This is a genomic window from Streptomyces sp. NPDC001401, assembly GCF_042895385.1.
In the GTDB taxonomy this organism is placed as follows: Bacteria; Actinomycetota; Actinomycetes; order Streptomycetales; family Streptomycetaceae; genus Streptomyces.
In genome coordinates, this window is sequence record NZ_JBIAWI010000015.1 from 149,881 (window position 1) to 175,839 (window position 25,959).

Annotated in this window: 21 protein-coding genes; 14 read left to right on the top strand and 7 right to left on the bottom strand. The window is 69.9% G+C overall.

Going from position 1 to position 25,959, the window contains the following annotated elements; translation table 11 throughout:
* Positions 1-6: 6 nt before the first annotated feature.
* The 14 genes from ACFY10_RS38405 to recQ all read left to right on the top strand — a co-directional run bounded on the left by ACFY10_RS38405 (position 7) and on the right by recQ (position 17,721).
* Positions 7-561: an NADH-quinone oxidoreductase subunit B family protein gene (locus ACFY10_RS38405; protein ID WP_062151585.1), complete on the top strand. Its 555-nt coding sequence runs from the start codon at positions 7-9 to the stop codon at positions 559-561.
* Positions 558-1,313: an NADH-quinone oxidoreductase subunit C gene (locus tag ACFY10_RS38410; protein WP_390669940.1), complete on the top strand. Its 756-nt coding sequence runs from the start codon at positions 558-560 to the stop codon at positions 1,311-1,313. The genes ACFY10_RS38405 and ACFY10_RS38410 overlap by 4 nt, the downstream gene beginning before the upstream one ends.
* The gene (locus tag ACFY10_RS38415) at positions 1,310-2,641 is read left to right on the top strand and encodes an NADH-quinone oxidoreductase subunit D (protein WP_390669941.1); all 1,332 of its coding nucleotides are present in this window, start codon (positions 1,310-1,312) and stop codon (positions 2,639-2,641) included. Before ACFY10_RS38410 ends, ACFY10_RS38415 begins: the two co-directional genes overlap by 4 nt.
* Entirely contained in the window at positions 2,638-3,420 is a 783-nt protein-coding gene (nuoE, locus tag ACFY10_RS38420; RefSeq protein WP_390669942.1) for an NADH-quinone oxidoreductase subunit NuoE, read from the top strand. The genes ACFY10_RS38415 and nuoE overlap by 4 nt, the downstream gene beginning before the upstream one ends.
* Positions 3,420-4,769, top strand: coding sequence for an NADH-quinone oxidoreductase subunit NuoF (gene nuoF / locus ACFY10_RS38425; protein ID WP_390669943.1), 1,350 nt, complete (start codon positions 3,420-3,422; stop codon positions 4,767-4,769). Before nuoE ends, nuoF begins: the two co-directional genes overlap by 1 nt.
* Positions 4,766-7,270: an NADH-quinone oxidoreductase subunit G gene (locus ACFY10_RS38430; RefSeq protein WP_390669944.1), complete on the top strand. Its 2,505-nt coding sequence runs from the start codon at positions 4,766-4,768 to the stop codon at positions 7,268-7,270. The genes nuoF and ACFY10_RS38430 overlap by 4 nt, the downstream gene beginning before the upstream one ends.
* On the top strand, positions 7,267-8,631 hold the full coding sequence (gene nuoH, locus ACFY10_RS38435) for an NADH-quinone oxidoreductase subunit NuoH (RefSeq protein WP_390669945.1): 1,365 nt from the start codon (positions 7,267-7,269) through the stop codon (positions 8,629-8,631). Before ACFY10_RS38430 ends, nuoH begins: the two co-directional genes overlap by 4 nt.
* Positions 8,624-9,226: an NADH-quinone oxidoreductase subunit NuoI gene (gene nuoI / locus ACFY10_RS38440; protein ID WP_390669947.1), complete on the top strand. Its 603-nt coding sequence runs from the start codon at positions 8,624-8,626 to the stop codon at positions 9,224-9,226. Before nuoH ends, nuoI begins: the two co-directional genes overlap by 8 nt.
* Entirely contained in the window at positions 9,223-10,062 is an 840-nt protein-coding gene (locus tag ACFY10_RS38445; RefSeq protein ID WP_390669948.1) for an NADH-quinone oxidoreductase subunit J, read from the top strand. The genes nuoI and ACFY10_RS38445 overlap by 4 nt, the downstream gene beginning before the upstream one ends.
* Positions 10,059-10,358 (top strand): NADH-quinone oxidoreductase subunit NuoK, encoded by a 300-nt coding sequence (nuoK, locus tag ACFY10_RS38450; RefSeq protein ID WP_020130147.1) that lies wholly within the window; start codon positions 10,059-10,061, stop codon positions 10,356-10,358. The genes ACFY10_RS38445 and nuoK overlap by 4 nt, the downstream gene beginning before the upstream one ends.
* 14 nt (positions 10,359-10,372) lie before the next feature.
* The gene (gene nuoL, locus ACFY10_RS38455; protein ID WP_390669949.1) at positions 10,373-12,268 is read left to right on the top strand and encodes an NADH-quinone oxidoreductase subunit L; all 1,896 of its coding nucleotides are present in this window, start codon (positions 10,373-10,375) and stop codon (positions 12,266-12,268) included.
* 5 nt (positions 12,269-12,273) lie between these two features.
* Positions 12,274-13,848, top strand: a complete 1,575-nt coding sequence (locus ACFY10_RS38460; protein WP_390669950.1) for an NADH-quinone oxidoreductase subunit M — start codon at positions 12,274-12,276, stop codon at positions 13,846-13,848.
* Positions 13,845-15,503 carry an NADH-quinone oxidoreductase subunit NuoN gene (nuoN, locus tag ACFY10_RS38465; RefSeq protein ID WP_390669951.1) on the top strand — a complete coding sequence of 553 codons (1,659 nt, stop codon included), beginning with the start codon at positions 13,845-13,847 and terminating at the stop codon, positions 15,501-15,503. The genes ACFY10_RS38460 and nuoN overlap by 4 nt, the downstream gene beginning before the upstream one ends.
* Before the next feature lie 205 nt (positions 15,504-15,708).
* Positions 15,709-17,721 (top strand): DNA helicase RecQ, encoded by a 2,013-nt coding sequence (recQ, locus tag ACFY10_RS38470; protein ID WP_390670032.1) that lies wholly within the window; start codon positions 15,709-15,711, stop codon positions 17,719-17,721.
* Positions 17,722-17,798: 77 nt separating this feature from the next.
* Here the strand turns inward: recQ and ACFY10_RS38475 are convergent, their stop codons facing one another.
* The 7 genes from ACFY10_RS38475 to ACFY10_RS38505 form a co-directional block, all read right to left on the bottom strand.
* Positions 17,799-20,669, bottom strand: coding sequence for a fumarate reductase/succinate dehydrogenase flavoprotein subunit (locus ACFY10_RS38475; protein ID WP_390669952.1), 2,871 nt, complete (start codon positions 20,667-20,669; stop codon positions 17,799-17,801).
* 11 nt (positions 20,670-20,680) lie between these two features.
* Positions 20,681-21,448, bottom strand: a complete 768-nt coding sequence (locus ACFY10_RS38480) for an ABC transporter ATP-binding protein (RefSeq protein WP_390669953.1) — start codon at positions 21,446-21,448, stop codon at positions 20,681-20,683.
* The gene (locus ACFY10_RS38485; RefSeq protein WP_390669954.1) at positions 21,432-22,346 is read right to left on the bottom strand and encodes an ABC transporter permease; all 915 of its coding nucleotides are present in this window, start codon (positions 22,344-22,346) and stop codon (positions 21,432-21,434) included. Before ACFY10_RS38485 ends, ACFY10_RS38480 begins: the two co-directional genes overlap by 17 nt.
* Complete coding sequence (locus ACFY10_RS38490) at positions 22,343-23,686, bottom strand: ABC transporter substrate-binding protein (protein ID WP_390669955.1); 1,344 nt, start codon at positions 23,684-23,686, stop codon at positions 22,343-22,345. Before ACFY10_RS38490 ends, ACFY10_RS38485 begins: the two co-directional genes overlap by 4 nt.
* Before the next feature lie 15 nt (positions 23,687-23,701).
* The gene (locus ACFY10_RS38495; protein ID WP_055491243.1) at positions 23,702-23,929 is read right to left on the bottom strand and encodes a ferredoxin family protein; all 228 of its coding nucleotides are present in this window, start codon (positions 23,927-23,929) and stop codon (positions 23,702-23,704) included.
* A 42-nt stretch (positions 23,930-23,971) separates the two neighbouring features.
* Complete coding sequence (locus tag ACFY10_RS38500) at positions 23,972-24,760, bottom strand: GntR family transcriptional regulator (RefSeq protein WP_390669956.1); 789 nt, start codon at positions 24,758-24,760, stop codon at positions 23,972-23,974.
* 167 nt (positions 24,761-24,927) lie between these two features.
* Entirely contained in the window at positions 24,928-25,869 is a 942-nt protein-coding gene (locus tag ACFY10_RS38505) for a M56 family metallopeptidase (protein ID WP_390669957.1), read from the bottom strand.
* Positions 25,870-25,959: the final 90 nt, after the last annotated feature.

Below are 25,959 nucleotides of genomic sequence, written 5' to 3' on the forward strand. Positions count from 1 at the left end.
TAGAACATGGGACTCGAAGAAAAGCTGCCGAGCGGATTCCTGCTGACCACCGTCGAGCAGGCCGCGGGCTGGGTGCGCAAGGCGTCCGTCTTCCCGGCCACGTTCGGCCTCGCCTGCTGCGCCATCGAAATGATGACCACCGGCGCCGGCCGCTACGACCTGGCGCGCTTCGGCATGGAGGTCTTCCGCGGTTCGCCCCGCCAGGCGGACCTCATGATCGTGGCCGGCCGGGTGAGCCAGAAGATGGCGCCGGTACTGCGCCAGGTCTACGACCAGATGCCGAACCCCAAGTGGGTGATCTCCATGGGGGTCTGCGCCTCCTCGGGCGGCATGTTCAACAACTACGCGATCGTCCAGGGCGTCGACCACATCGTCCCGGTCGACATCTATCTGCCCGGCTGCCCGCCGCGGCCCGAGATGCTGATGGACGCCATCCTCAAGCTGCACCAGAAGATCCAGACCTCGAAGCTCGGCGTGAACGCCGAGGAGGCGGCCCGCGAGGCGGAGGAAGCGGCGCTCAAGGCCCTGCCCACGATCGAGATGAAGGGGCTGCTGCAGTGAGTGACGCGAACGGCACCAACGGAGCGTCGAACGGGGTGAACCCCGAAAAGGACCTCGGCGCCTCCAACCTCCCCGGCCAGCGTGGCGAGGGCGGTGAGGAGATCCGCGTCCAGCGCGGCATGTTCGGCGCCAACAACGGCGGCGACACCTCCGGCTACGGCGGCCTGGTCCGCTCGGTCCGCCTCCCGGGACCGGCGGCCCGCCCCTACGGCGGCTGGTTCGACGAGGTCGCCGACGAGCTGGAAGGCGCCCTCGAGGAACAGGGACTCCTCCCCGAGAACGCCATCGAGAAGACGGTCGTCGACCGCGGCGAACTCACCTTCCACATCGAGCGCGAGCACCTGCTCCGCGTCGCCCGCACCCTGCGCGACGACCCCGCCCTGCGCTTCGAGCTCTGTACCGGCGTCAGCGGTGTCCACTACCTGCACGACAAGGGCCGCGAGCTGCACGCCGTCTACCACCTGCGCTCGATCACCCACAACCGGCTGATCCGTCTCGAAGTCAGCGCCCCGGACGCCGACCCGAAGATCCCGTCCCTGGTCTCCGTCTATCCCACCAACGACTGGCACGAGCGCGAGACCTACGACTTCTTCGGGATCATCTTCGACGGTCACCCGGCCCTGACGCGGATCATGATGCCGGACGACTGGCAGGGCCATCCGCAGCGCAAGGACTACCCCCTCGGCGGCATCCCCGTCGAGTACAAGGGCGCCCAGATCCCGGCTCCGGACCAGCGGAGGTCGTACTCGTGAGCACGCAGTCAGCATCCGCCGCTTCGGCCCGCGAAACCACCGAGGGCACCGTATATACGGTCACCGGTGGCGACTGGGACGAGGTCGTCCAGTCCGCGGCCCGCGCCGACGACGAGCGCATCGTCGTCAACATGGGTCCCCAGCACCCCTCCACCCACGGAGTGCTCCGCCTGATCCTGGAGATCGAGGGCGAGACGGTCACCGAGGCCCGCTGCGGCATCGGCTACCTCCACACCGGTATCGAGAAGAACCTCGAGTTCCGCACGTGGACGCAGGGCACCACGTTCGTGACGCGCATGGACTACCTGACGTCCTTCTTCAACGAGACCGCCTACTGCCTCGCCGTCGAGAAACTCCTCGGCATCGAGGACCAGATCACCGAGCGAGCCAAGATCATCCGGGTGCTCCTGATGGAGCTGAACCGGATGTCCTCGCACCTGGTGTGCATCGCCACCGGCGGCATGGAACTCGGCGCCACCACGATCATGATCTACGGATTCCGTGATCGTGAAATGATTCTCGACATCTACGAGCTCATCACGGGCCTGCGGATGAACCACGCGTACATCCGGCCCGGCGGACTCGCCCAGGACCTGCCGCCCGGCGCGGTGGACCACATCCGCGAGTTCGTGAAGAAGATGAAGAAGAACCTCCCGGAGTACGACAAGCTCGCCACCGGGAACCCCATCTTCAAGGCCCGTATGCAGGACGTCGGCTATCTCGACCTGGCCGGCTGCATGGCCCTCGGCGCCACCGGCCCGATCCTGCGCTCCACCGGCCTGCCGCACGACCTGCGCAAGACGCAGCCGTACTGCGACTACGAGACGTACGACTTCGACGTCCCGACCGCCGACTCCTGCGACTCCTACGGCCGCTTCCTGATCCGCCTGGAGGAGATGCGCCAGTCGCTCAGGATCGTCGAGCAGTGCCTGGACCGGCTGCAGCCCGGCCCGGTCATGGTCTCCGACAAGAAGATCGCCTGGCCCGCCCAGCTCGCCCTGGGACCGGACGGGCTCGGCAACTCCCTCGACCACATCAAGAAGATCATGGGCACCTCCATGGAGGCCCTGATCCACCACTTCAAGCTGGTCACCGAGGGCTTCCGCGTCCCGCCGGGACAGGCGTACGCGGCCGTCGAGTCACCCAAGGGCGAACTCGGAGTGCATGCCGTCTCCGACGGCGGCACCCGCCCCTACCGGGTCCACTTCCGCGACCCGTCCTTCACCAACCTGCAGGCCATGGCGGCGATGTGCGAGGGCGGCCAGGTCGCCGACGTCATCGTCGCCGTCGCGTCCATCGACCCCGTGATGGGAGGCGTCGACCGGTGACCACCAGTTCTTCGGAGCGGGGCGTCAGCCTGGGCATGCCCGGACTGCCCGCGCCCGCCTACCCGGACGACGTCCGAGCCCGGCTCGAGACGGACGCGCGCGAGCTGATCGCCCGCTACCCGGACTCCCGGTCCGCGCTCCTGCCGTTGCTGCATCTCGTGCAGTCGGAGGAGGGCCATGTCACGCGCACCGGGATGCAGTTCTGCGCGGACATGCTGGACCTGACCACGGCCGAGGTCACCGCGGTCGCCACCTTCTACACCATGTACCGGCGCAAGCCGTCCGGTGACTACCAGGTGGGCGTCTGCACCAACACCCTGTGCGCGGTGATGGGCGGTGACGCGATCTTCGAGGAGCTCCAGGAGCACCTGGGCGTCGGCAACGGTGAGACCACCGACGACGGCAAGGTCACCCTGGAGCACATCGAGTGCAACGCGGCCTGCGACTTCGCGCCGGTGGTGATGGTCAACTGGGAGTTCTTCGACAACCAGACCCCGGCCAGCGCCAAGCGCCTCGTCGACGACCTGCGCTCGGGACTGCCCGTCGAGCCCACGCGAGGGGCGCGCCTGTGCACCTTCAAGGAGACCGCGCGGATCCTGGCCGGCTTCCCCGACGAGCGGCCAGGGGCCGTCGAGGAAGGCGGCAGTGCGGGACCGGCATCGCTGGTGGGCCTCCGCCTGGCAAGGGGAGAGACCGCACCCGCGCGCGTGGTCCATCCGCGTACTCAGGAGCCAGAGGAGCAGCAGCCCTCTGACCAGGCCATCGAGGAGGGGGAGTGATGACCTTGGCACCCGAACTCAAGAACAACAGCCCCGAGAAGCTGCTCGCACCCGTGCTGTCGGCCTTCTGGGACGAGGACCGGTCCTGGACGCTGGACGTCTACCGAAGGCACGAAGGATACGAGGGGCTCCGCAAGGCGCTCGCGATGTCCCCGGACGACTTGATCGCATACGTCAAGGACTCCGGGCTGCGCGGCCGCGGCGGCGCAGGATTCCCGACGGGAATGAAATGGCAGTTCATTCCGCAGGGTGATGGAAAGCCGCACTATCTAGTTGTCAACGCCGACGAATCGGAGCCCGGAACCTGCAAGGACATCCCGCTCCTCTTCGCGAACCCGCACAGCCTCATCGAGGGCATCGTCATCGCGTGTTATGCCATCAGGTCTTCGCATGCCTTCATCTATCTGCGTGGTGAAGTCGTCCCCGTATTGCGGCGGTTGCACGAGGCCGTGCGCGAGGCCCACGAAGCCGGCTACCTCGGCGAGAACATCCTGGGCAGCGGACTCGACCTCCAGCTCACCGTGCACGCGGGCGCGGGCGCGTACATCTGCGGTGAGGAGACCGCACTGCTCGACTCGCTCGAAGGCCGCCGGGGTCAACCGCGGCTCCGTCCCCCCTTCCCTGCGGTGGCGGGCCTCTACGCGTGCCCGACTGTTGTGAACAACGTCGAGTCGATCGCGTCGGTTCCCGCAATTCTGCATCGGGGCAAAGAATGGTTCCGGTCGATGGGCAGCGAGAAGTCCCCCGGCTTCACGCTCTACTCGCTCAGCGGCCACGTCGCGAGCCCCGGCCAGTACGAGGCCCCGCTCGGCATCACACTCCGCCAGCTCCTCGAGATGAGCGGCGGAATGCGGCCGGGCCACCGCCTCAAGTTCTGGACGCCCGGCGGCTCTTCGACGCCGATGTTCACCGACGAGCATCTCGACGTACCCCTTGACTACGAGGGAGTGGGCGCCGCCGGTTCCATGCTCGGCACCAAGGCCCTGCAGTGCTTCGACGAGACGACCTGCGTGGTCCGGGCCGTGACCCGCTGGACCGAGTTCTACGCCCACGAGTCCTGCGGCAAGTGCACACCGTGCCGCGAAGGGACGTACTGGCTCGTGCAGTTGCTGCGCGACATCGAGGCCGGCAAGGGCGTCATGTCCGACCTCGACAAGCTGAACGACATCGCGGACAACATCAACGGCAAGTCGTTCTGCGCCCTCGGCGACGGCGCCGCCTCGCCGATCTTCTCCTCGCTCAAGTACTTCCGCGAGGAGTACGAGGAGCACATCACGGGACGCGGCTGCCCCTTCGACCCGGCCAAGTCGACGGTCTGGGCGGACAAGCACACGGAGGTGAACGCATGACGGTGACCACCAGCGCTCCCTCCGGAGGCGGCGAGGCGGCGGTCCCGCCGGAAGATCTCGTCTCGCTGACGATCGACGGCGCCGAGATCAGCGTGCCCAAGGGCACCCTGGTCATCCGGGCCGCCGAACAACTCGGCATCGAGATCCCCCGGTTCTGCGACCATCCCCTGCTCGACCCGGCCGGCGCCTGCCGCCAGTGCATCGTCGAGGTGGAGGGCCAGCGCAAGCCGATGGCGTCCTGCACCATCACGTGCACGGACGGCATGGTCGTGAAGACGCACCTCACCTCGCCGGCCGCCGAGAAGGCCCAGCACGGCGTGATGGAGCTGCTCCTCATCAACCACCCGCTGGACTGCCCGGTCTGCGACAAGGGTGGCGAGTGCCCCCTGCAGAACCAGGCGATGTCGCACGGCAACGCCGAGTCGCGCTTCGAGGGAAAGAAGCGGACGTACGAGAAGCCCGTGCCGATCTCCACGCAGGTGCTGCTCGACCGTGAGCGGTGCGTGCTGTGCGCCCGCTGCACCCGGTTCTCCAACCAGATCGCGGGCGACCCGATGATCGAGCTGCTGGAGCGGGGCGCGCTGCAGCAGGTCGGCACCGGCGAGGGCGATCCCTTCGAGTCGTACTTCTCCGGCAACACCATCCAGATCTGCCCGGTCGGCGCGCTGACCTCGGCGGCGTATCGCTTCCGCTCCCGTCCCTTCGACCTCGTGTCCTCCCCGAGCGTGTGCGAGCACTGCTCCGGCGGCTGCGCCACCCGCACCGACCACCGGCGCGGCAAGGTCATGCGGCGTCTCGCCGCCAACGACCCCGAGGTCAACGAGGAGTGGATCTGCGACAAGGGGCGGTTCGGATTCCGGTACGCGCAGCAGCGGGACCGGCTCCAGACGCCGCTCGTACGGAACGCGGAGGGTGACCTGGAACCGGCTTCCTGGCCGGAGGCGCTGCAGATTGCCGCTCAGGGACTGCTCGCCTCTCGCGGCAGGACCGGCGTCCTGACGGGCGGCCGCCTCACCGTCGAGGACGCCTACGCGTACAGCAAGTTCGCGCGCGTGGCCCTGGACACGAACGACATCGACTTCCGCGCGCGCGTGCACGGCGGCGAGGAGTCCGACTTCCTCGCCGCGCGGATCGCCGGACGCGGACGTGATCTCGACGGTACGGGCGTCACGTACACCTCCCTGGAGAAGGCGCCCGCCGTCCTGCTGGTCGGGTTCGAGGCCGAGGAGGAGGCGCCCGGCGTCTTCCTGCGGCTGCGCAAGGCCTGGCGTGGGCACGGTCAGCAGGTGTTCTCGCTGGCCACGCACACCACGCGCGGCCTGGAGAAAGCCGGCGGCACGCTGCTGCCGGCCGCCCCCGGTACCGAGACCGAGTGGCTGGACGCACTCGCCAGCGGCGTCGGGCTGGAGGACGGCGGGGCCAAGGCGGCCGAGGCGCTGCGCGCCGAGGGCGCGGTGATCGTCGTCGGCGAGCGGCTGGCCGCTGTGGCAGGCGGACTGACCGCCGCCGCACGGGCCGCCTCCGCGACCGGCGCCCAGCTGGTGTGGATCCCGCGGCGGGCCGGTGAGCGCGGTGCCCTCGAGGCGGGCGCGCTGCCGTCGCTGCTGCCGGGCGGACGCCCGGCCACCGATCCACGCGCGCGTGAAGAGGTCGCCGCGGCCTGGGGCCTCGCCGAACTCCCGCACCGTTACGGCCGCGACACGAGCCAGATCGTCGAGGCCGCCACCACCGGCGAGCTGCAGGCACTGCTCGTCGCGGGCGTCGAGGTCGCCGACCTGCCCGACCCGGCACGCGCGCGTGAAGCACTGCAGGAGGCCGGCTTCGTGGTGTCGCTGGAGCTGCGCCCCAGTGAGGTCACCGAACACGCCGATGTCGTGCTCCCCGTCGCCGCGGTCGCCGAGAAGGCCGGCACCTTCCTCAACTGGGAAGGCCGGGTGCGCTTCTTCGAGGCCGCGCTCAAGCCGGACCAGATGATCCGCCGCCTCGCGCCCACCGACGCGCGCGTGCTGCAGATGCTGGCCGACGCCATGGACGTACACCTGGGTCTGCCGGATCTGCGCACCGTACGTGCGGAGATCGACCGGCTGGGGCCCTGGGACGGGCCGCGGGCCACCGAACCCCTGGAGACCGCAGCCCAGTTGCCGCGGCCCGCCGCCGGGGAAGCCGTACTGGCCGGGCACCGTCTGCTGCTCGACCAGGGCCTCCTCCAGGAGGGCGACGAAGCGCTCGCCGGAACCCGGCACGCCGCCCACGCGCGCGTGTCGGCCGCGACCGCCGCCGAGGCGGGCGTCAAGGACGGCGACCTCATGGCTGTGACCGGTCCCTCCGGAGCGGTCCAACTCCCGCTGCGGATCGCGGAGATGCCCGACCGCGTGGTCTGGCTCCCGCTGAACTCCGCCGGCGGGGGCGTCGCCTCCGACACCGGGGCGCTGCCCGGCGCTCTCGTCCGCATCGGCCCGGCGACGCTCGTCGGCGAGGCCCCCAAGGAGGTGGAGGCATGAGCCCGTACCTCGCCGCTGAAGACCTCTCGATGTTCGGCCGCGACCCCTGGTGGCTGGTCGTCATCAAGGCCGTCTTCTGCTTCGCCTTCCTGATGGTGACCGTGCTGTTCTCCATCGTCTGGGAGCGCAAGGTCGTCGCCTGGATGCAGCTGCGCATCGGCCCCAACCGGCACGGCCCCTGGGGCATGCTCCAGTCGCTCGCCGACGGCATCAAGCTGATGCTCAAGGAAGACGTCATCGTCAAACGCGCGGACAAGGTCGTCTACGTCCTCGCGCCGATCGTCGCGGCCATCCCCGCCTTCATGGCGATCGCGGTGATCCCCTTCGGACCGGCCGACGACGAGATCTCGATCTTCGGCCACCGCACGACGATGCAGCTGACCGACCTGCCGATCGCGATGCTGTACATCCTCGCGGTCGCCTCGGTGGGCATCTACGGCATCGTGCTGGCGGGTTGGAGTTCTGGATCCACCTACCCGCTGCTGGGCGGCCTCCGCTCCTGCGCGCAGATGATCTCGTACGAGATCGCCATGGGCGCCGCGTTCGCCTCCGTGTTCCTCTACTCGGGGTCGATGTCGACGTCGAGGATCGTCGAGCAGCAGCACGACCGCTGGTACATCGTCCTGCTGCCGGTCTCCTTCATCATCTACATCGTCACGATGGTCGGCGAGACCAACCGAGCCCCCTTCGACATGCCCGAGTCCGAGGGCGACCTGGTCGGCGGCTTCAACACCGAGTACTCGTCGATCAAGTTCGCGATGTTCATGCTCGCCGAGTACGTGAACATGGTGACGGTCTCGGCAGTGTCGACCACGCTCTTCCTCGGCGGCTGGCGGGCCCCCTGGCCGATCAGCACCTTCTGGGAGGGCGCGAACCACGGCTGGTGGCCGCTGCTCTGGTTCGTGATCAAGGTGCAGCTGCTGCTGTTCCTCTTCATCTGGCTGCGCGGCACGCTCCCACGTGTCCGCTACGACCAGCTGATGAAGCTCGGCTGGAAGGTCCTCATCCCGGTCTCCGTGGTCTGGCTGATGCTGGTCGCGACCGTCCGGGCCCTCAGGAACGAGAACTACGACTTCGCCGACATCGCCCTCTACATCGCCGGCGGCGTCCTCGCCCTGCTGCTCTTGTCCTTCATCGCCGACATGTTCCGCGAGAAGGCCAAGGAGGACAGGCAGGCCGCCGAGGCGCCCGCCGGATTCGACCCGATGGCGGGCGGATTCCCCGTACCGCCACTGCCGGGACAGGAACTGCCGGCGGTGCCGAGGCGCAGTCCGCGCCGCGAGCGAGAGCTGATTGTCAGTGGTGGGTCGGATACTGCCAGTGACGGATCTTCGGATGGAAAGGAGGCGTCCGATGGCTGAGGAGCCCAAGGAGACCAAGCCCGGTTTCATGAACCCCGTCGCAGGCTTCGGCGTGACCTTCAAGGCCATGTTCAAGAAGCGGCTGACCGAGCAGTACCCGGAGCAGCAGAAGACCACCGCCCCCCGGTTCCACGGACGGCACCAGCTCAACCGCCATCCGGACGGCCTGGAGAAGTGCGTCGGCTGCGAGCTGTGCGCCTGGGCCTGCCCCGCCGACGCCATCTACGTGGAGGGCGCGGACAACACGGACGAGGAGCGCTACTCGCCGGGCGAGCGGTACGGCCGCGTCTACCAGATCAACTACGCCCGCTGCATCCTGTGCGGCCTGTGCATCGAGGCGTGCCCCACGCGCGCGCTCACGATGACCAATGAGTTCGAGCTCGCCGACAGCAGCCGAGCCAACCTCATCTACACCAAGGAACAGCTGCTCGCCGGCCTCGAAGAGGGCATGGTCGACAGCCCGCACGCCATCTACCCGGGGATGGACGAGCAGGACTACTACCGGGGGCTCGTCACCGAGGCCGCGCCCGGCACCGAGCGCCAGGTGGCCCTCTCCAAGGGCGAGAAGCCTGAGGAAGAGGAGGTGCAGGCATGAGCAACCTCGCCGCCTACTCCACCTCCACCGGAGAGGCTTTCCAGTTCTGGGTCCTCGGCACGGTCGCCGTGATCGGCGCCCTGGCCACCGTCTTCATGAAGAAGTCCGTTCACAGCGCGCTGTCGCTGGCCGGCACCATGATCATCCTTGCGGTGTTCTACCTCGCCAACGGGGCCTACTTCCTGGGCATCGTGCAGATCGTCGTCTACACCGGCGCGATCATGATGCTGTTCCTGTTCGTGGTGATGCTCGTCGGCGTGACGGCAGCGGACTCCCTGAAGGAGACCATCAAGGGCCAGCGCTGGCTGGCCCTTGTCTGCGGGCTCGGCTTCGGCATCCTGCTGCTCGCCGGGATCGGCAACGCGTCGCTCAAGGAGTTCAACGGCCTGGGCGAGGCGAACGCCCACGGCAATGTGGAGGGCCTCGCGGCCCTCATCTTCACCAAGTACGTCTTCGCCTTCGAAATCACCGGCGCCCTGCTGATCACGGCCGCCGTCGGCGCCATGGTGCTCACGCACCGCGAGCGCACCGAACGTGCCAAGACCCAGCGCGAGCTGTCCGAACAGCGTGTCCGGGAAGGCAAGCACGTGCCGCCGCTGCCGGCGCCCGGCGTGTACGCCCGGCACAACGCGGTGGACATCGCGGGCCTGCTGCCCGACGGCACCCCGTCCGAGCTCACGGTCAGCAAGACGTTGCGGGAACGCGGCCAGATCCGTGACGTGTCGGCCGAGGCGCTCAACGATCTGCGGGCGCTGGAGCAGCGCGCGGAGGAGCGACTGGAGCGGACCGCGGTCGATCCGGCGAACCTCAAGCGGGCCGAGGAGGCGTCGAAGTGAACCCGGTCAACTACCTGTATCTCGCCGCCCTGTTGTTCACGATCGGCGCCACCGGCGTGCTGATCAGGCGCAACGCGATCGTCGTGTTCATGTGCATCGAGCTGATGCTCAACGCCTGCAACCTCGCGTTCGTCACCTTCTCCCGGATGCACGGCAATCTCGACGGCCAGATCATCGCCTTCTTCACGATGGTCGTCGCCGCCGCGGAGGTCGTGGTCGGCCTCGCGATCATCGTGTCCCTGTTCCGTTCCCGCCACTCGGCCTCGGTCGACGACGCCAGCCTGATGAAGCTCTGAGGGGTCGCTGAATCGTGGAGAACCTGATTGCGCTGCTGGTGGCGGCGCCACTGCTCGGAGCGGCCGTACTGCTGTGCGGCGGCCGGCGGCTGGATGCCGTCGGCCACTGGATCGGCGTCCTGATGTCGACCGCCTCCTTCGTGATCGGCGTCGTCCTCTTCGCCGACCTCCTCGGCAAGAACGACGAACACCGGACCCTGATCCAGCACCTCTACACCTGGATCCCGGTCGAGAGCTTCCAGGCGGACGTCACCTTCCGACTCGACCAGCTGTCGATGACGTTCGTCCTGCTGATCACCGGCGTCGGCTCGCTGATCCACCTGTACTCGGTCGGGTACATGGAGCACGACGAGCGCCGCCGCCGCTTCTTCGGCTATCTGAACCTGTTCCTCGCGGCGATGCTGCTGCTCGTCCTCGCCGACAACTACCTGCTGCTGTACGTCGGTTGGGAGGGCGTCGGCCTCGCGTCCTACCTGCTGATCGGCTTCTGGCAGCACAAGCCCAGCGCGGCGACCGCGGCGAAGAAGGCCTTCCTGGTCAACCGCGTCGGCGACATGGGCCTGTCCATCGCGATCATGCTGATGTTCGCGACGTTCGGGACCTTCGCCTTCGGGCCGGTCTTCAGCAGCGTCGGTGACACGTCGGAGGGCAAGCTCACCGCCATCGGCCTGATGCTCCTGCTCGCCGCCTGCGGCAAGTCCGCCCAGGTGCCGCTGCAGTCCTGGCTCGGGGACGCGATGGAGGGCCCGACCCCGGTCTCGGCCCTCATCCACGCCGCGACCATGGTGACCGCGGGCGTGTACCTGATCGTCCGCTCCGGTGCGATCTTCAATGCGGCGCCCGACGCGCAGCTGGCGGTCACCGTGGTCGGTGCCGTCACGCTCCTGTTCGGTGCGATCGTCGGTTGCGCGAAGGACGACATCAAGAAGGCGCTGGCCGGCTCGACCATGTCGCAGATCGGCTACATGGTCCTCGCCGCGGGCCTCGGCCCCATCGGCTACGTCTTCGCGATCATGCACCTGGTCACGCACGGCTTCTTCAAGGCCGGGCTCTTCCTCGGCGCCGGATCGGTCATGCACGGCATGAACGACGAGGTCGACATGAGGAAGTACGGCGGCCTGCGCAAGTACATGCCGGTCACCTTCATCACCTTCGGCCTCGGCTACCTTGCGATCATCGGCTTCCCGGGCCTGTCCGGCTTCTTCTCCAAGGACAAGATCATCGAGGCGGCCTTCGCAAAGGGCGGCACCGAGGGCTGGATCCTCGGCGGAGCGGCTCTCCTGGGCGCGGCGATCACGGCCTTCTACATGACGCGCGTGATGCTGATGACGTTCTTCGGCGAGAAGCGCTGGCAGCCGGACGAGCACGGCCACGAGCCGCACCCGCACGAGTCCCCGAAGGTCATGACGATCCCCATGATCGTGCTGGCCGTCGGCTCGGTCTTCGCCGGCGCGTTCTTCAGCATCGGCGACCGCTTCCTGCACTGGCTGGAGCCGGTCACCGGCCACAGCGAGGGCGACTCCCCGCTCAGCGCGGCGGCCGTCACCGGCGCGACCATGGTCTGCCTCCTGATCGGCGTCGGCATCGCCTACGCCCAGTACGGCCGCCGCCCGGTCCCGTCCGTCGCCCCGCGCGGCTCGCTGCTCACCCGGGCCGCCCGGCGCGACCTGCTGCAGGACGACTTCAACCACGTCGTCCTGGTCCGCGGCGGCGAACACCTCACGCGCTCCCTGGTGTACGTCGACCACACCCTGGTCGACGGTGTCGTCAACGGCACGGCGGCCTCGGTCGGCGGCCTGTCCGGGCGCATGCGCAAGCTGCAGAACGGCTTCGCGCGGTCGTACGCGGTCTCGATGTTCGGCGGTGCGGCGGTCCTCATCGCCGCGACCCTGCTGATGAGGGCGGTCTGATACCGATGTCCTTTCCTCTGCTGACAGCGACGGCGGTGCTCCCGGCGATCGGGGCGATCGCCACGGCCGCCGTGCCGGCCGCGCAGCGCACCGCAGCCAAATGGCTCGCGCTGATCGTCTCGCTCGCCACACTCGCCCTCGCGGTCACGATCCTGGTCCGCTTCGACCCGGACGGCGGCCGCTACCAGCTCACCGAATCCCACGCCTGGATCGCGGACTTCGGGGTCCGGTACGAAGTGGGCGTGGACGGCATCGCGGTGGCGCTGATCGCGCTGACCGCCCTGCTGATCCCGTTCATCATCCTCGCGGGCTGGCACGACGCCGACCCGCTGGAGACCGGAAGCCGCCGCTGGCGCCCGACGCAGGGCTTCTTCGCCCTGATCCTGGGCGTCGAGGCGATGGTGATCATCTCCTTCGAGGCCACCGACGTCTTCCTCTTCTACATCTTCTTCGAAGCCATGCTGATCCCGATGTACTTCCTCATCGGCGGCTTCGGGGACCGTGCCCACGAACACGGCGAGGCGGCGGCATCGACGCAACGGTCGTACGCGGCCGTCAAGTTCCTCCTCTACAACCTGGTCGGCGGTCTGATCATGCTGGCCGCTGTGATCGGGCTGTACGTGGTGGCCGGGAACTTCAGCCTCCAGGAGATCGTGCAGGCCCGCGCCAACGGCTCCCTGCACATGGCGACCAGCACCGAACGCTGGCTGTTCCTCGGCTTCTTCTTCGCCTTCGCGGTGAAGGCGCCGCTGTGGCCGCTGCACACCTGGCTGCCCAACGCCATGCAGGAGTCCACCGCCCCGGTCGCCGTCCTCATCACGGCGGTCGTCGACAAGGTGGGCACCTTCGCGATGCTCCGCTTCTGCCTCCAGCTGTTCCCGGAGGCGTCGAAGTGGGCGACGCCCGCCATCCTCGTCCTCGCCCTGATCAGCATCGTCTACGGGGCGCTGCTCGCCGTCGGCCAGCGGGACATCAAGCGGCTGGTGGCGTACGCGTCGATCTCGCACTTCGGCTTCATCATCATGGGCATCTTCGCGATGACCAGCCAGGGCCAGTCCGGTGCGACGCTCTACATGGTCAACCACGGTATTTCCACCGCCGCGTTGATGCTGGTGGCAGGCTTCCTGATCTCCCGGCGCGGCTCGCGGCTGATCGCCGACTACGGCGGTGTGCAGAAGGTCGCCCCGGTGCTCGCCGGCACGTTCCTGGTCGGCAGCCTGGCAACCCTGTCGCTCCCCGGCCTTGCGCCGTTCGTGAGTGAGTTCCTGGTCCTGGTCGGCACGTTCACGCGCTACCCGGCGATCGGGATCATCGCGACCTTCGGCATCGTGCTCGCCGCGCTCTACACCCTCGTCCTCTACCAGCGGACGATGACGGGCCCGGTGAAGCAGGAGGTCTCCGCGATGCCGGACCTCAGGGCCCGGGAACTCGTGGTCGTCGCCCCGCTGATCGTGTTGCTGATCTTCCTGGGCGTCTACCCGAAGCCGGTCACGGACATCGTCAACCCGGCGGTGAAGTCGACCCTGTCCGACGTACACAAGAAGGACCCCAAGCCTGAGGTGGAGGCGGTGGCCAAGTGAGTGCATCGGCCGTCCACAGCCTGTGGACAACGGCGGCAACTGCGGCCGATCCGATCTCCAAGATCGACGCGCCGAAGATCGAATACGGGCAATTGTCGCCTACCTTGATCGTCGTGGGCGCGGCGATCATCGGGGTGCTGATCGAGGCGTTCGTGCCGCGCAAGTCCCGTTACTACGCCCAGGTGTTCGTGTCCGCCGTCGCGCTCTGCGCCGCCTTCGCGGCGGTCGTCGGGCTCGCGGCCGACGGGTACGGCACCACCAAGGCACACATCGCGGCGATGGGCGCGATCGCGGTCGACGGGCCGTCCCTGTTCCTGCAGGGCACGATCCTGCTGGCCGGACTGGTCGGCCTGTTCACCTTCGCCGAGCGGCGCCTGGACCCGGAGGCGCACGGCAACCGGGTCGACTCCTTCGCCGCGCAGGCCGCGTCCGTGCCGGGCAGCGACAGCGAAAAGGCGGCCGTGAAGGCCGGGTTCACCACCACCGAGGTGTTCCCGCTGCTGCTCTTCGCGATCGCCGGCATGCTGGTCTTCCCGTCGGCCAACGACCTGCTGACGCTGTTCGTGGCCCTGGAAGTCTTCTCGCTGCCGCTGTACCTGCTCTGCGCCCTGGCTCGCCGCAAGCGGCTCATGTCGCAGGAGGCCGCGGTCAAGTACTTCCTGCTCGGCGCATTCGCCTCCGCGTTCACGCTGTTCGGCATCGCGCTGCTCTACGGCTACGCGGGCTCCGTGTCGTACGCGACGATCGCGCAGGTCGTCGACGGCTCGATCACGAACGTCGACCCGGCGCTCGCGAACACGATGGGCAACGACGCGCTGCTGCTCGTCGGCGCCGCGATGATCGTCATGGGGCTGCTGTTCAAGGTGGGCGCCGTCCCGTTCCACATGTGGACGCCCGACGTCTACCAGGGCGCACCGACCCCGGTGACCGGGTTCATGGCGGCGGCGACGAAGGTGGCGGCGTTCGGCGCGCTGCTCCGGCTGCTCTACGTCGTTCTGCCCGGCCTGCGCTGGGACTGGCGGCCGGTCATGTGGGCCGTCGCGATCGTCACCATGCTCGGTGGTGCGATCGTCGCGATCACGCAGACCGACATCAAGCGGCTGCTGGCGTACTCGTCGATCGCGCACGCCGGATTCATCCTCGCAGGTGTCATCGCCACGTCGAAGGACGGCGTCTCGTCCGTCCTCTTCTACCTGGGCGCTTACTCCTTCGTGACCATCGGCGCCTTCGCGGTGGTGACGCTGGTGCGTGACGCGGGCGGTGAGGCAACGCATCTGTCCAAGTGGGCCGGGCTCGGCCGCCGTTCACCGCTGGTGGCGGCCGTGTTCGCGGTGTTCCTGCTGGCCTTCGCCGGCATCCCGCTGACCTCCGGCTTCGCCGGGAAGTTCGCCGTGTTCAAGGCGGCGGCGGAGGGCGGGGCGGCCCCGCTGGTCGTGGTCGGTGTGATCTCGTCCGCGGTCGCGGCCTTCTTCTACATCCGTGTGATCGTGCTGATGTTCTTCAGCGAGCCGCGGCCCGAGGGCCCGACGGTCGCCGTGCCGTCGCCGCTGACCATGGCCGCGATCGGGCTCGGCGTCGTGGTCACGCTGGTGCTCGGTGTGGCGCCGCAGTACTTCCTGAACCTGGCCAGCCAGGCGGGAGTGTTCGTGCGCTGACCTGCGGTGTGGGTGGCAGAGGGGCCCCGGTTCCCGGACGGGAACCGGGGCCCCTCCGCCGTACGTGGCCAGGTTTTCGAGCCTTCGGGCAGACGGCTGACCACGGAGAGTCACCGATACGGGTCTGTGGATAACTCCTGGGCTGTCAGTGCGGGCCCCTATCGTGGAGGCAGTGGTCGAGGGACGACGTACGGGGGACGGAACTATGGGTGGGATGGGCGGGATCAGCGAGATGCCAGGTGTGACCGACAGCGAGGCGCTGGCCACGCTGCACCGGGTCTTCGGCTACGAGGCCTTCCGCGGCGAGCAGGAAGCGGTCATCGAGCATGTGGTGGCCGGCGGCGACGCCGTGGTCCTCATGCCGACCGGCGGCGGCAAGTCGCTCTGCTACCAGATCCCGGCCCTGGTCAGACCAGGTACAGGAATCGTGATCTCGCCCCTCATCGCGCTGATGCAGGACCAGGTGGACGCGCTGCGGGCGCTCGGTGTGCGCGCCGGGTTCATGAACTCCACGCAGGATTTCGACGAGCGCAGGGTCGTCGAGGCCGAGTTCCTGGCCGGTGAGCTGGACCTGTTGTACCTGGCGCCGGAGCGGCTGCGGCTCGACTCGACGCTGGACCTCCTCTCCCGCGGCAAGATCGCGGTCTTCGCGATCGACGAGGCGCACTGCGTGTCCCAGTGGGGCCACGACTTCCGCCCCGACTATCTCGCCCTCTCCCTGCTCGGCGAGCGCTGGCCGGACGTCCCGCGGATCGCGCTCACGGCCACGGCCACACACGCGACGCACCAGGAGATCACCCAGCGGCTGCACATGCCGACGGCCCGGCATTTCGTGGCGAGCTTCGACCGGCCCAACATCCAGTACCGGATCGTGCCCAAGGCCGACCCCAAGAAGCAGCTGCTGGGCTTCCTGCGCGAGGAGCACACCGGGGACGCGGGCATCGTCTACTGCCTCTCGCGCAGGTCCGTGGAGACCACGGCGGAGTTCCTGAGCCGCAACGGCATCGAGGCGGTGCCGTACCACGCGGGCCTGGACGCGGGCACACGCGCGGCGCACCAGTCCCGGTTCCTGCGGGAGGAGGGCCTGGTCGTGGTGGCGACCATCGCCTTCGGCATGGGCATCGACAAGCCGGACGTACGCTTCGTCGCCCACCTCGACCTGCCCAAGTCGGTCGAGGGCTACTACCAGGAGACGGGACGCGCCGGCCGGGACGGGCTGCCGTCGACGGCGTGGATGGCATACGGCCTCAACGACGTCATACAGCAGCGCAAGCTGATCCAGTCGGGCGAGGGCGACGAGGCGTTCCGGCGCCGGGCCGCCGCCCACCTGGACTCGATGCTGGCGCTGTGCGAGACCGCTCAGTGCCGCCGCGGGCAACTGCTCGCCTACTTCGGCCAGGACCCCGATCCGACGGGCTGCGGCAACTGCGACACATGTCTCGTCCCGCCCGAGACCTGGGACGGGACGGTCGCCGCCCAGAAGGTGCTGTCCACAGTGGTGCGGCTGCAGCGGGAGCGGGGGCAGAAGTTCGGCGCGATCCAGATCGTCGACATCCTGCTCGGTAAGCGCACGGCCAAGGTGATCCAGTTCGACCACGACCAGCTGTCCGTGTTCGGCATCGGCGAGGAGCTCGAAGAGGGCGAATGGCGGGGCGTCGTACGGCAGTTGCTGGCACAGGGGCTGCTCGCGGTCGAGGGGGAGTACGGCACGCTGGTGCTGACCGAGGCCAGCGGGTCGGTGCTGCGGCGCGAGCGGGAGGTACCGCTGCGCAAGGAGCCGAAGAAGCCGGCGACCTCGCGGTCGGCATCGGGGTCCTCCAGCCGGGGCGAGCGCAAGGCCAAGGCCGCGGCGGCCGAGCTGCCCGAGGAGCTGCAGCCCGCCTTCGAGGCGCTGCGCGCCTGGCGCGCCGAGCAGGCCCGGGAGCAGGGCGTCCCGGCGTACGTCATCTTCCACGACGCCACGCTCCGGGAGATCGCCACCGCCTGGCCGACGTCGGTGGCGCAGCTCGGCGGCATCAGCGGGGTCGGCGAGAAGAAGTTGACGACATACGGCGAGGGCGTGCTGGAGGTGCTGGCCTCGCTGGGCGGGGCACCCGGTTCCGCGTCGGCGAGTGGTTCGGCTTCGGAGGCTGGTCCGGCTACGGCTGCCGTGGGTGACCTGGGTGACGACTACTGGCCCGAGATGGACGCGGAGCCCGAGCCGGAGGACTGGACATAGGGGCGGGGCGGGCCGGGCGTCGTTCCGGCGCCGCAGCGGTGCCCGGCCCGCAGCGGAGGGCATCGCGAAGGGCACCGTCACAGCGCGCGTGACGCGTACGCCCTGACGTCCGCGTCCGAGTCCGTCGTGGCCGTGGCGAGGGCTGCGCGGGCGTCCTCGGTGTCGTTGTGCCGGGTCAGGGCCAGTACGGCTGCCTTGCGTACGTCGGCGTTCTGGTCGGCGAGGGCTTTGGCCAGGGCGGGGACGGCCACGTCCGGCTCGGCGGCGGACAGCGCGGTCGCGGCACCTGACCTCACCTGCCAGGCCGACGCGGACAGAGCGGCCACGGCGCGTGCGGCGAGCGGTGCCGGGCAGCCGGTGGTGCCCAGCGCTCCGTAGGCGGCGCCCTGCACCAGGGCGTCGGGGTCGCCGGTGAGGTCGGCCAGCGCGGCGAGGATGACGTCGAGGCCGCTGCCGGACGCTCCCGCAGTTTCCACATCCCCCGCCCGCTCCGCCTGCCCCGCCCACACCGTCGCCAGGGCCTTGGCGAGGGTGACGCGGACCTCGCGGGACGGGTCGGCGGTTGCCGCTCGGGCCAGTTCGGCGGCGGCGTCGACCGAGACGAGGGCGCGTACGGCCTCGATGCGGACGGGGATGACGGAGTCGGTCAGGGAGCCTGCGAACAGCGCTGCGTCACCCAGGCGCAGGGCGCGCAGGACGTCGAGGGCGGCGGCGCGGACGACCGGGTCGGGTTCGGCGAGGGCGGCGGCGAGGCCGTCACGCAGGGCGGGTTCCGGCGGCAGCGTCTCGACGAGTTCGCGCAGGGACGCAGCTGCCGCGGCCCGCACTTCGGTGGCGGTGTCGCGCAGAGCGTCGGCGAGGGCGGGACCGGTGCCCGGCGGCACCGTCTCGGTCAGCACGGCGACGGCCTCGCGCCGGACGGCGGGCGCCGGGTCGGTCAAGTAGGGCTGCAGGGCGTGGAGTTCGGGCTCCTCCTCGGAGAGGGCGACGAGCTCCAGGAGACGGGCGGGCGTCTGCTCGGGGCGGGACACAGGCGAATCGGGGGCGGGCTCCCGGCTCGGACCGGCGCTCTCGATCCCGGCCGCGGGAGGGCGGGCGCCATCGGTGTCGGCTGCCGCCGGCGCCGAGTCCCGCGCCCCGGACGCGACCGGCGCCACGTCGCGCGAGCCGGCCGTGGCCACGTCCTCGGGCCGGACCTCGCCGAGGTGACGGGAAGGGCCGCCGACAGGGGTGAACTCGTCGACAGGGACCAGATAGGGAGCCACGGGACGGGCCGTGAACTCCATGGAACCGGAGGGGGACTTGTGCAGGTCGAGGTGGTGGAACCAGGAGGCGTCGTCGCGTCGGGGGTGGTCGATCCGATCGTGGTAGAGGCCCCATCGGGACTCCGTGCGGGCCAGGGAGGCCCGGGCGGCCATTTCCGCGCAGTCGCGGATGAAGGAGACCTCGGCGCAGCGCATCAGTTCGTGCGGGGTGCGCGCGCCCATCTCCGCGATGTCGTCGTGCATCCGCTCGAAGGCCTCCAGGGCCAGGGACAGGCGGGCGCCGGACTTCGGCGGGGCCACGTAGTCGTTCACGAAGCGGCGCAGCTTGTACTCGACCTGGGGCTGCGGCGGGCCGTCCGGATTGCGCAGCGGGCGGTAGACCAGCTCGTGCGCGTCCCGGAGCTGATCGGCAGGCAACTCGCCTTCGTACGGCGTGTACTGGGATGCGTCCGCCCCCGCAAGGTCGCCGAAGACGAACGCGCCGATCATGTAGTTGTGCGGCACGCAGGCCAGGTCGCCGGCGGCGTACAGCCGGGGGACGGTCGTCCGGGCGTGGTCGTCCACCCGTACGCCCGAGGCCGAATGGCCGCCGCACAGGCCGATTTCGGAGATGTGCATCTCGACGTCGTGGGTGCGGTAGTCGTGACCCCGGCCGGAGTGGAAGGTGCCGCGCGTGGGCCGCTCCGTCGAGTGCAGGATCGACTCAAGGGCCGAGATCGACTCCTCCGGGAGGTGGCTCAGCTTCAGGTACACAGGGCCGCGGTCGGACGCGACCTCCGCCGCGAACTCGGCCATCATCTGGCCGGACCAGTAGTCGGAGTCGACGAAGCGTTCGCCGTGCCGGTTGACCTGGTAGCCGCCGAAGGGGTTGGCGACGTAGGCGCAGGCGGGGCCGTTGTAGTCCTTGATCAGCGGGTTGATCTGGAAGCACTCGATGCCGGTGAGTTCGGCGCCCGCGTGGTACGCCATCGCGTAGCCGTCACCCGCGTTCGTCGGGTTCTCGTACGTGCCGTACAGGTAGCCGGAGGCGGGCAGACCGAGGCGGCCGCAGGCGCCGGTCGCCAGGATCACGGCGCCCGCGCGGACGGTGACGAACGCGCCGGTGCGCGTATTGAAGCCGACCGCCCCCACGGCCCGCCCTTCCGCGGTCAGCACGCGCACCGGCATCACCCGGTTCTCGATGCGGATCCGCTCCCGCATCTCGCGCCGCCGCAGCTGCCGGTACAGGACCTTCTTGACGTCCTTGCCCTCCGGCATCGGCAGGACGTAGGAGCCGGAGCGGTGCACTTGGCGGACCGCGTACTCGCCGTGCTCGTCCTTCTCGAACTTCACGCCGTACGACTCCAGGCGCTGCACCATGCCGAAGCCGCGGGTGGCGGTCTGACGGACGGTGGACTGGTCGACGATGCCGTCATTGGCGCGGGTTATCTCGGCGACGTAGTCGTCGGGCTCGGCGCGGCCGGGGATGACCGCGTTGTTCACGCCGTCCATGCCCATGGCGAGCGCGCCGGAGTGGCGGACGTGGGCCTTCTCCAGCAGAAGGACGTTCGCGCCGTGCTCGGCGGCGGTCAGCGCGGCCATGGTGCCGGCGGTGCCGCCACCGATGACGAGGACGTCGCAGCTGATCTCCTCGGCGTCGGCGAGCGCGGGGATCTCCAGGGGCGTGTTCACGGGGGTGGTCACCGGGGGGCCTTTCAGGTACCGAGCGAGGAGAGGACGTCGCGCCGCAGCGCCAGACGCGCGGGATCGTCGTGCGCCGTACGGTCACGCGGGCGAGGCACGTCGTGGACGGCGGTCAGCCGGCCGTTGCCGAGGAGGGCCACGCGGTCGCCGAGGAAGACGGCCTCGTCCACGTCGTGGGTGACGAAGACGACCGTCGCGCCCGTGCCGCGCAACACCTCCACCAGCAGGTCCTGCATGCCGGCGCGGGTCTGGGCGTCGAGGGCGCCGAAGGGTTCGTCCATGAGGACGGCGCGGGGCGCGCCCGCCAACGCGCGGGCCAGCTGGGCGCGTTGGCGCTGCCCGCCGGAGACGCGGTGCGGCAGCTGCCGGGAGTGTTCGGCGAGGCCGACGCGCTCCAGCCAGGCCTCCGCCTGCCGCCTGCGCTCCGCACGCGGCAACCCCTTGATGGCGAGGGGCAGTTCGACGTTCGCGCGCAGGGTGCGCCAGGGCAGGAGGGCGTCCTCCTGGAAGATCAGGGCGCGGTCGGCGGCGGGGCCGGTCAGCGGGCGCCCGTCCTGGCTGACGTCTCCGGCGAGGGGAGCGAGCAGTCCGGCCAGCGTGCGCAGCAGGGTCGACTTGCCGCAGCCGGAGGGGCCGACGAGGGTGAGGATTTCGCCGGGGGCCACATCGAGGTCCACCCCGTCGAGCACGGGTGCGCCGGGCCGTCCGAGCGTGGCGTCCCGCAGGGCCAGTCCCGCGCCGGTGCGGGAGGGCGAACCGAGGTCAGACGAGCTGGTCATGGGGCACCTCCTCCTTGGCCCTGGGGGTGGCCGGTGCGGGGGTGGCTGCGTCACGCGCCCGTCGCGGGGGCCGGCCGCCGGAGATGTACGAGGTGCGCGGCAGCCAGCGGGTCAGGCGGCGGCCGAGGAGCTCCACGGCCGTGGACGTGACCCAGCCGAGCACGCCGATGGTGACCATGCCGACGAACACGCCCGCGTAGTTGACGACGGTGTAGTCCTGCCAGGTGCGGTAGCCGACGCCGTACTGGCCGGAGATCATCTCGGCGGAGATCACACAGATCCACGAGACGCCGATGCCGACCGACAGGCCGCCGAAGATGCCCGGCAGCGCGCCCGGGAGGACGACCGAACCGAGGATCCGCCACCGGCCGCCGCCCATCGTCAGCACCGCCTCCTCCCACACGGGAGTCAGCGCGCGGACCGCATGCCGGGTGGAGACCAGGACGGGGAAGAAGGCGGCGGTGCAGGTGATGAAGACGATGCCCTGTTCATTGGAGGGGAAGAGGAGGATCGCGACCGGGACGAGGGCGATCGCCGGGATCGGGCGGATCACCTCGAGGACCGGGCCGAGCAGGTCCTCGGCGAGGCGGGAGCGCGCCACGAGCACGCCCGTCGCCACGCCGAGCACGGCTGCGAGGAGGAACCCGGTGAGGATGCGGGTGAGGCTGTCGGTGAGGTCCGTCCAGTAGTCGGCGCCGGCCAGCCGGTCGGCGAAGGCGCGGGCCACGTCGGTGACCGTGGGGAACTGGGAGAAGCGCAGCCACAGGTCGACGTTCAGGCTGGTCAGCAGCTGCCACAGCCCGAGGGCGGCCGCCGGCGAGGCCACCCTCAGCACATACCGCCCGAGCCGCAGCGCTCGTCGGCTCCCGGCGTTCGCCGTGTGGGTCTGCCCGGTCACGACGCCCGTCCCAGCGCCTCGGAGTACGTGATGACGCGGGCGCCTCCGTGCCCGGCGACGTACGACTTGGCGGTCGCCGGTGCGACGAAGGGCAGGAGCCGGCCGCCGTCGGTCACCCAGACCGCCTTGTCGGCGAACCACAGGGTGCCGGTGGTGGCGTCGGGGACGTAGGCCGCGCGGATGCCGTCCTTGTGTTTGGCGACGTAACTCAGCAGTTCGGAAGGGGACTTGAAGCTGAGCGTCTTCTGGGCGCCCTTGGGCCACACCTCGCTCGCGGCCGGTGCGGGCGTCGCGGTGAGCCGCTTGGCGTAGTCGGTGCCGAGGGCCTTCTTGACGTACTGGTCGTCGACGAAGGAGTCCACGTCGATGTCGCCGGTCAGCTTGGCCGACTTCAGGACCGAGACGTCCTTCTTCAGCGCGGACACGAGCTGTGGTTTGACCGCCGGGTCGAAGGTGGAGATGCCGTGGGCGCCGTTGTAGAGGTAGACCACCTCGGCGGGCAGGCCGGTGGCCTTGGCGACCTTCTCCGCGGCGGCGACCGGGTGGGCGTTCAAATAGTCCGTGGCCTCCGACTGGGCCTTGAGGAAGGCCTCCAGGACGGCGGGCCGTTGCCCCGCGAAGTCCTCGCGGGCGGTGACGCCGTGGAAGGTGGGGAGATTCAGCTGGGCACCGTCGTACAGGGCCTTCGCCTTGCCCTGGAAGGCGAGCAGGCCGGGCCAGGCGACGAACTGCGACAGTGCGTCCGCACTGCCCGCCGACAGGGCCGAAGCGCCCACCGCGGGCTGCTGGTTGAGCTTCTCGACGCCCTTGTCGGGGTCGATGCCGACGCGCTGCAGAGCCCGTACGAGCGTGCCGTCGGCCGCGGAGCCGACGCTCGTCGAGACCTTCTTGCCCTTCAGGTCGGTGAGCGCGGCCAGCTTCGAATTCGGGGAGGTGACGATCGTGTTGAGACCGCCGCGCAGGTTGTAGCCGGTGACCGAGACCAGGTGGGTCGGCCTGCCGAGCTGCTTGCCCCGGGCCGCGTTGATGAGCAGGGGGAAGTCGCCCATCGAGCCGATGTCGATCTTCCCGGCGGTCATCTGGGCGGTGATGGGGGCGCCGGTGGCGTAGTCCTGCCAGTCGACCTTGTAGTGCTTGCCGTCGCCGAGCGAGTTCAGCTCCTTCTCGAAGTAGCCGAGGGAGCGCAGGAGGGTGCCGGCCGTGACCGTGTTGATGGTCTTGGACTGGTAGCCGACAGTGATGGTGACGTCGGAGCCGTCACCTGCCTCGGCGCTGCCGCCGCAGGCGGTCAGGGGGAGCAGGAGAAGGGCGGCGGATGCGGCAAGTGCCGTGCTTTTCATGGGAGTTCGGGCCTTTCACCGGAGCAGATAGGGCATGTTGACCGTGACGGCTCCGGTGGGACAGCGGGCCGCGCACGGGCCGCAGTACCAGCACTCGTCGACGTGCATGTAGGCCTTGCCGCTGCTGACGTCGATGGCGAGGGAGTCCAGCGGGCACATGTCCACGCAGAGGGTGCAGCCGTCGATGCACTTCGACTCGTCGATGGTCACGGGCACGTCGGCCCGCTGGGGCGCCAAGGGCATGGCTGTCTCCAGGAAGGTCCAGCTCAGAAGGCAGGGGTGTGGTCAGAGGGAGCGGTGCAGCAGACCGCTCATCGTGATGCGGTCGCCGCGGAAGCGGATGAACTCCAGGTCGACCGGGCGGCCGTCGGCGAGGTGGGTGAGCCGTTCCAGCATGAGGACGGCTGCGCCGCGCGGGGCTTCGAGTACGGCGGCGGAGTGGGTGTCCGCGTTGACCGCCTCCAGGGTGATCTCGGCGTGGCCGAGACGCTGGCCGGTGATGGTCTCCAGGAGGCGGAAGACGTCGGTGTTCTCCAGGTCGGCGCCGAGCAGGGCGGTGCCTATGTCGAGCGGGATGTAGGTGAGGTCGAGGGAGAGGGGGATGCCGCCCAGGCGGCGCAGGCGTTCGATGTAGAGGACGTCGTTGCCGGCCGGGACGCGGAGGCGTTCGGCGACCGGGGCGGGTGCGGGGGCGGGGCCCATGGTGCGGACCTCGTTGGTGACCCGGCCGTGCTCGTGGAGGGTTTCCGCGAGGCCCATCAGATGGTCGAGGCCGTGCGGGTACTTCTCGGCGACGACCACGGTGCCTACTCCGGGGAGCCGTTCCACGAGGCCCTCGGCCCTGAGCAGGTCCAGGGCCTGGCGGACGGTGTTGCAGGTGGCGCGGTAGTCCGTGGCGAGGGTCGTCTCGTGGGGGAGTGTGCCGTCCGGGAATCCGCCGGCCAGGAGCTGGTGGCGGAGCAGGTCGGCGAGCTGCCTGGCCTGGTCGGCGCGCAGCCGACGCCGCGCCCGGTGGGCGGCGACGGTGGTCGCGCCCTGGCCGGCGTGGTCTCGGATGCGGTCGCTGGGAGGCATGTTTTGAACCATAGCGAGCCGGTAGGGAATGCACTGTTGCAGCTGTGTTGCGCCACCTGCCGGTGCGTCAGGCAGGGCGCTGACCTGGGGATACGTCTGCTCTCGGGCAAGATCTGCCACGACGTACCAGCCCGTGGGGCAGGTGGGCGGTCACCCCGCCCGACGGCTCACCCCAGTGCCGTCAGCCCCGGCGCGAACGCGATCAGCAGCGGCAGCAACGGCACCAGTGCCGCCACCGTCGTCGTCAGCGCTCGGTGCCGGCGGCCCAGGCGCGGGGGCGGCTCCAGGAGGCGGTCGACGCGTTCGCCGAGGAGGCGGTGGCTGGAGGCGCAGGACAGGACGCCGCGGTGCTGGTTCAGCTCGATCAGGGCGAGTGCCGTGGTCAGGTGGCCGCAGCGGCGGGACGCCGTGTCGTCCGCCGCAAGTTCGACCAGGCGGTGGGTCTGGTCGCAGAAGTGGGTGAAGAGAGGGATGCGGGGGAAGCCGGTGGCGAGGGCGGTCGACAGGTGCAGCAGCCAGTCGTGGTGGGCGCGGGCGTGGTCGCGCTCATGGGTGAGGACGGCGTCGAGCTGGTGGTCGGTGAGACGGTGCAGGGCGCCCGTCGTGACGACCAGCTGGGGCGGGTGGCCGGGCATCCACCAGGCGTCCGGGTACTCGTCCTCCAGCACCAGCAGCGGGCCGCGCGCCGCCTCCTCCAGCCCGGCGGGCAGCTCGGGGGCGCGTTCGCGCAGATGCGCCCGGGTCTGGCCGCGGCGCCGGCGCGCCTCGAAGAGTTCGCGGGCGAGCATCGCCGTCGTCCAGGCGGCACCGCAGGCCAGCAGCAGCGTGAGGGCCACCGACCAGGCCGGGGCGGCGGTCAGGTCGTACGCCGCGGTCACGGCCGGGGGCGCCGGCGCGAAGACGTGGTCGCGGAAGGTGCGGAAGACGGCGGCCGTGCCCAGCACGAGCGCCGTCAGACAGCACAGCAGGACCGTGGCGACCAGGCACTGCCACACCCACAGCGCGACCACGGGCTCCCGCTCGGGCCACGCCGACCGCACCAGCGCACGCGGAACCGGCACTGCGGCCATCAGGGCGACGACGCTCAGCAGGAGCAGGCAGACGGTCATGCCACGGTCTCCGGATCCTGGTCGGAGGAAGGGGCGGGGCGGTGGGGTGGTGCGGCTCGGCGCACAAGACGCCCGCCGCCAGTATGACGG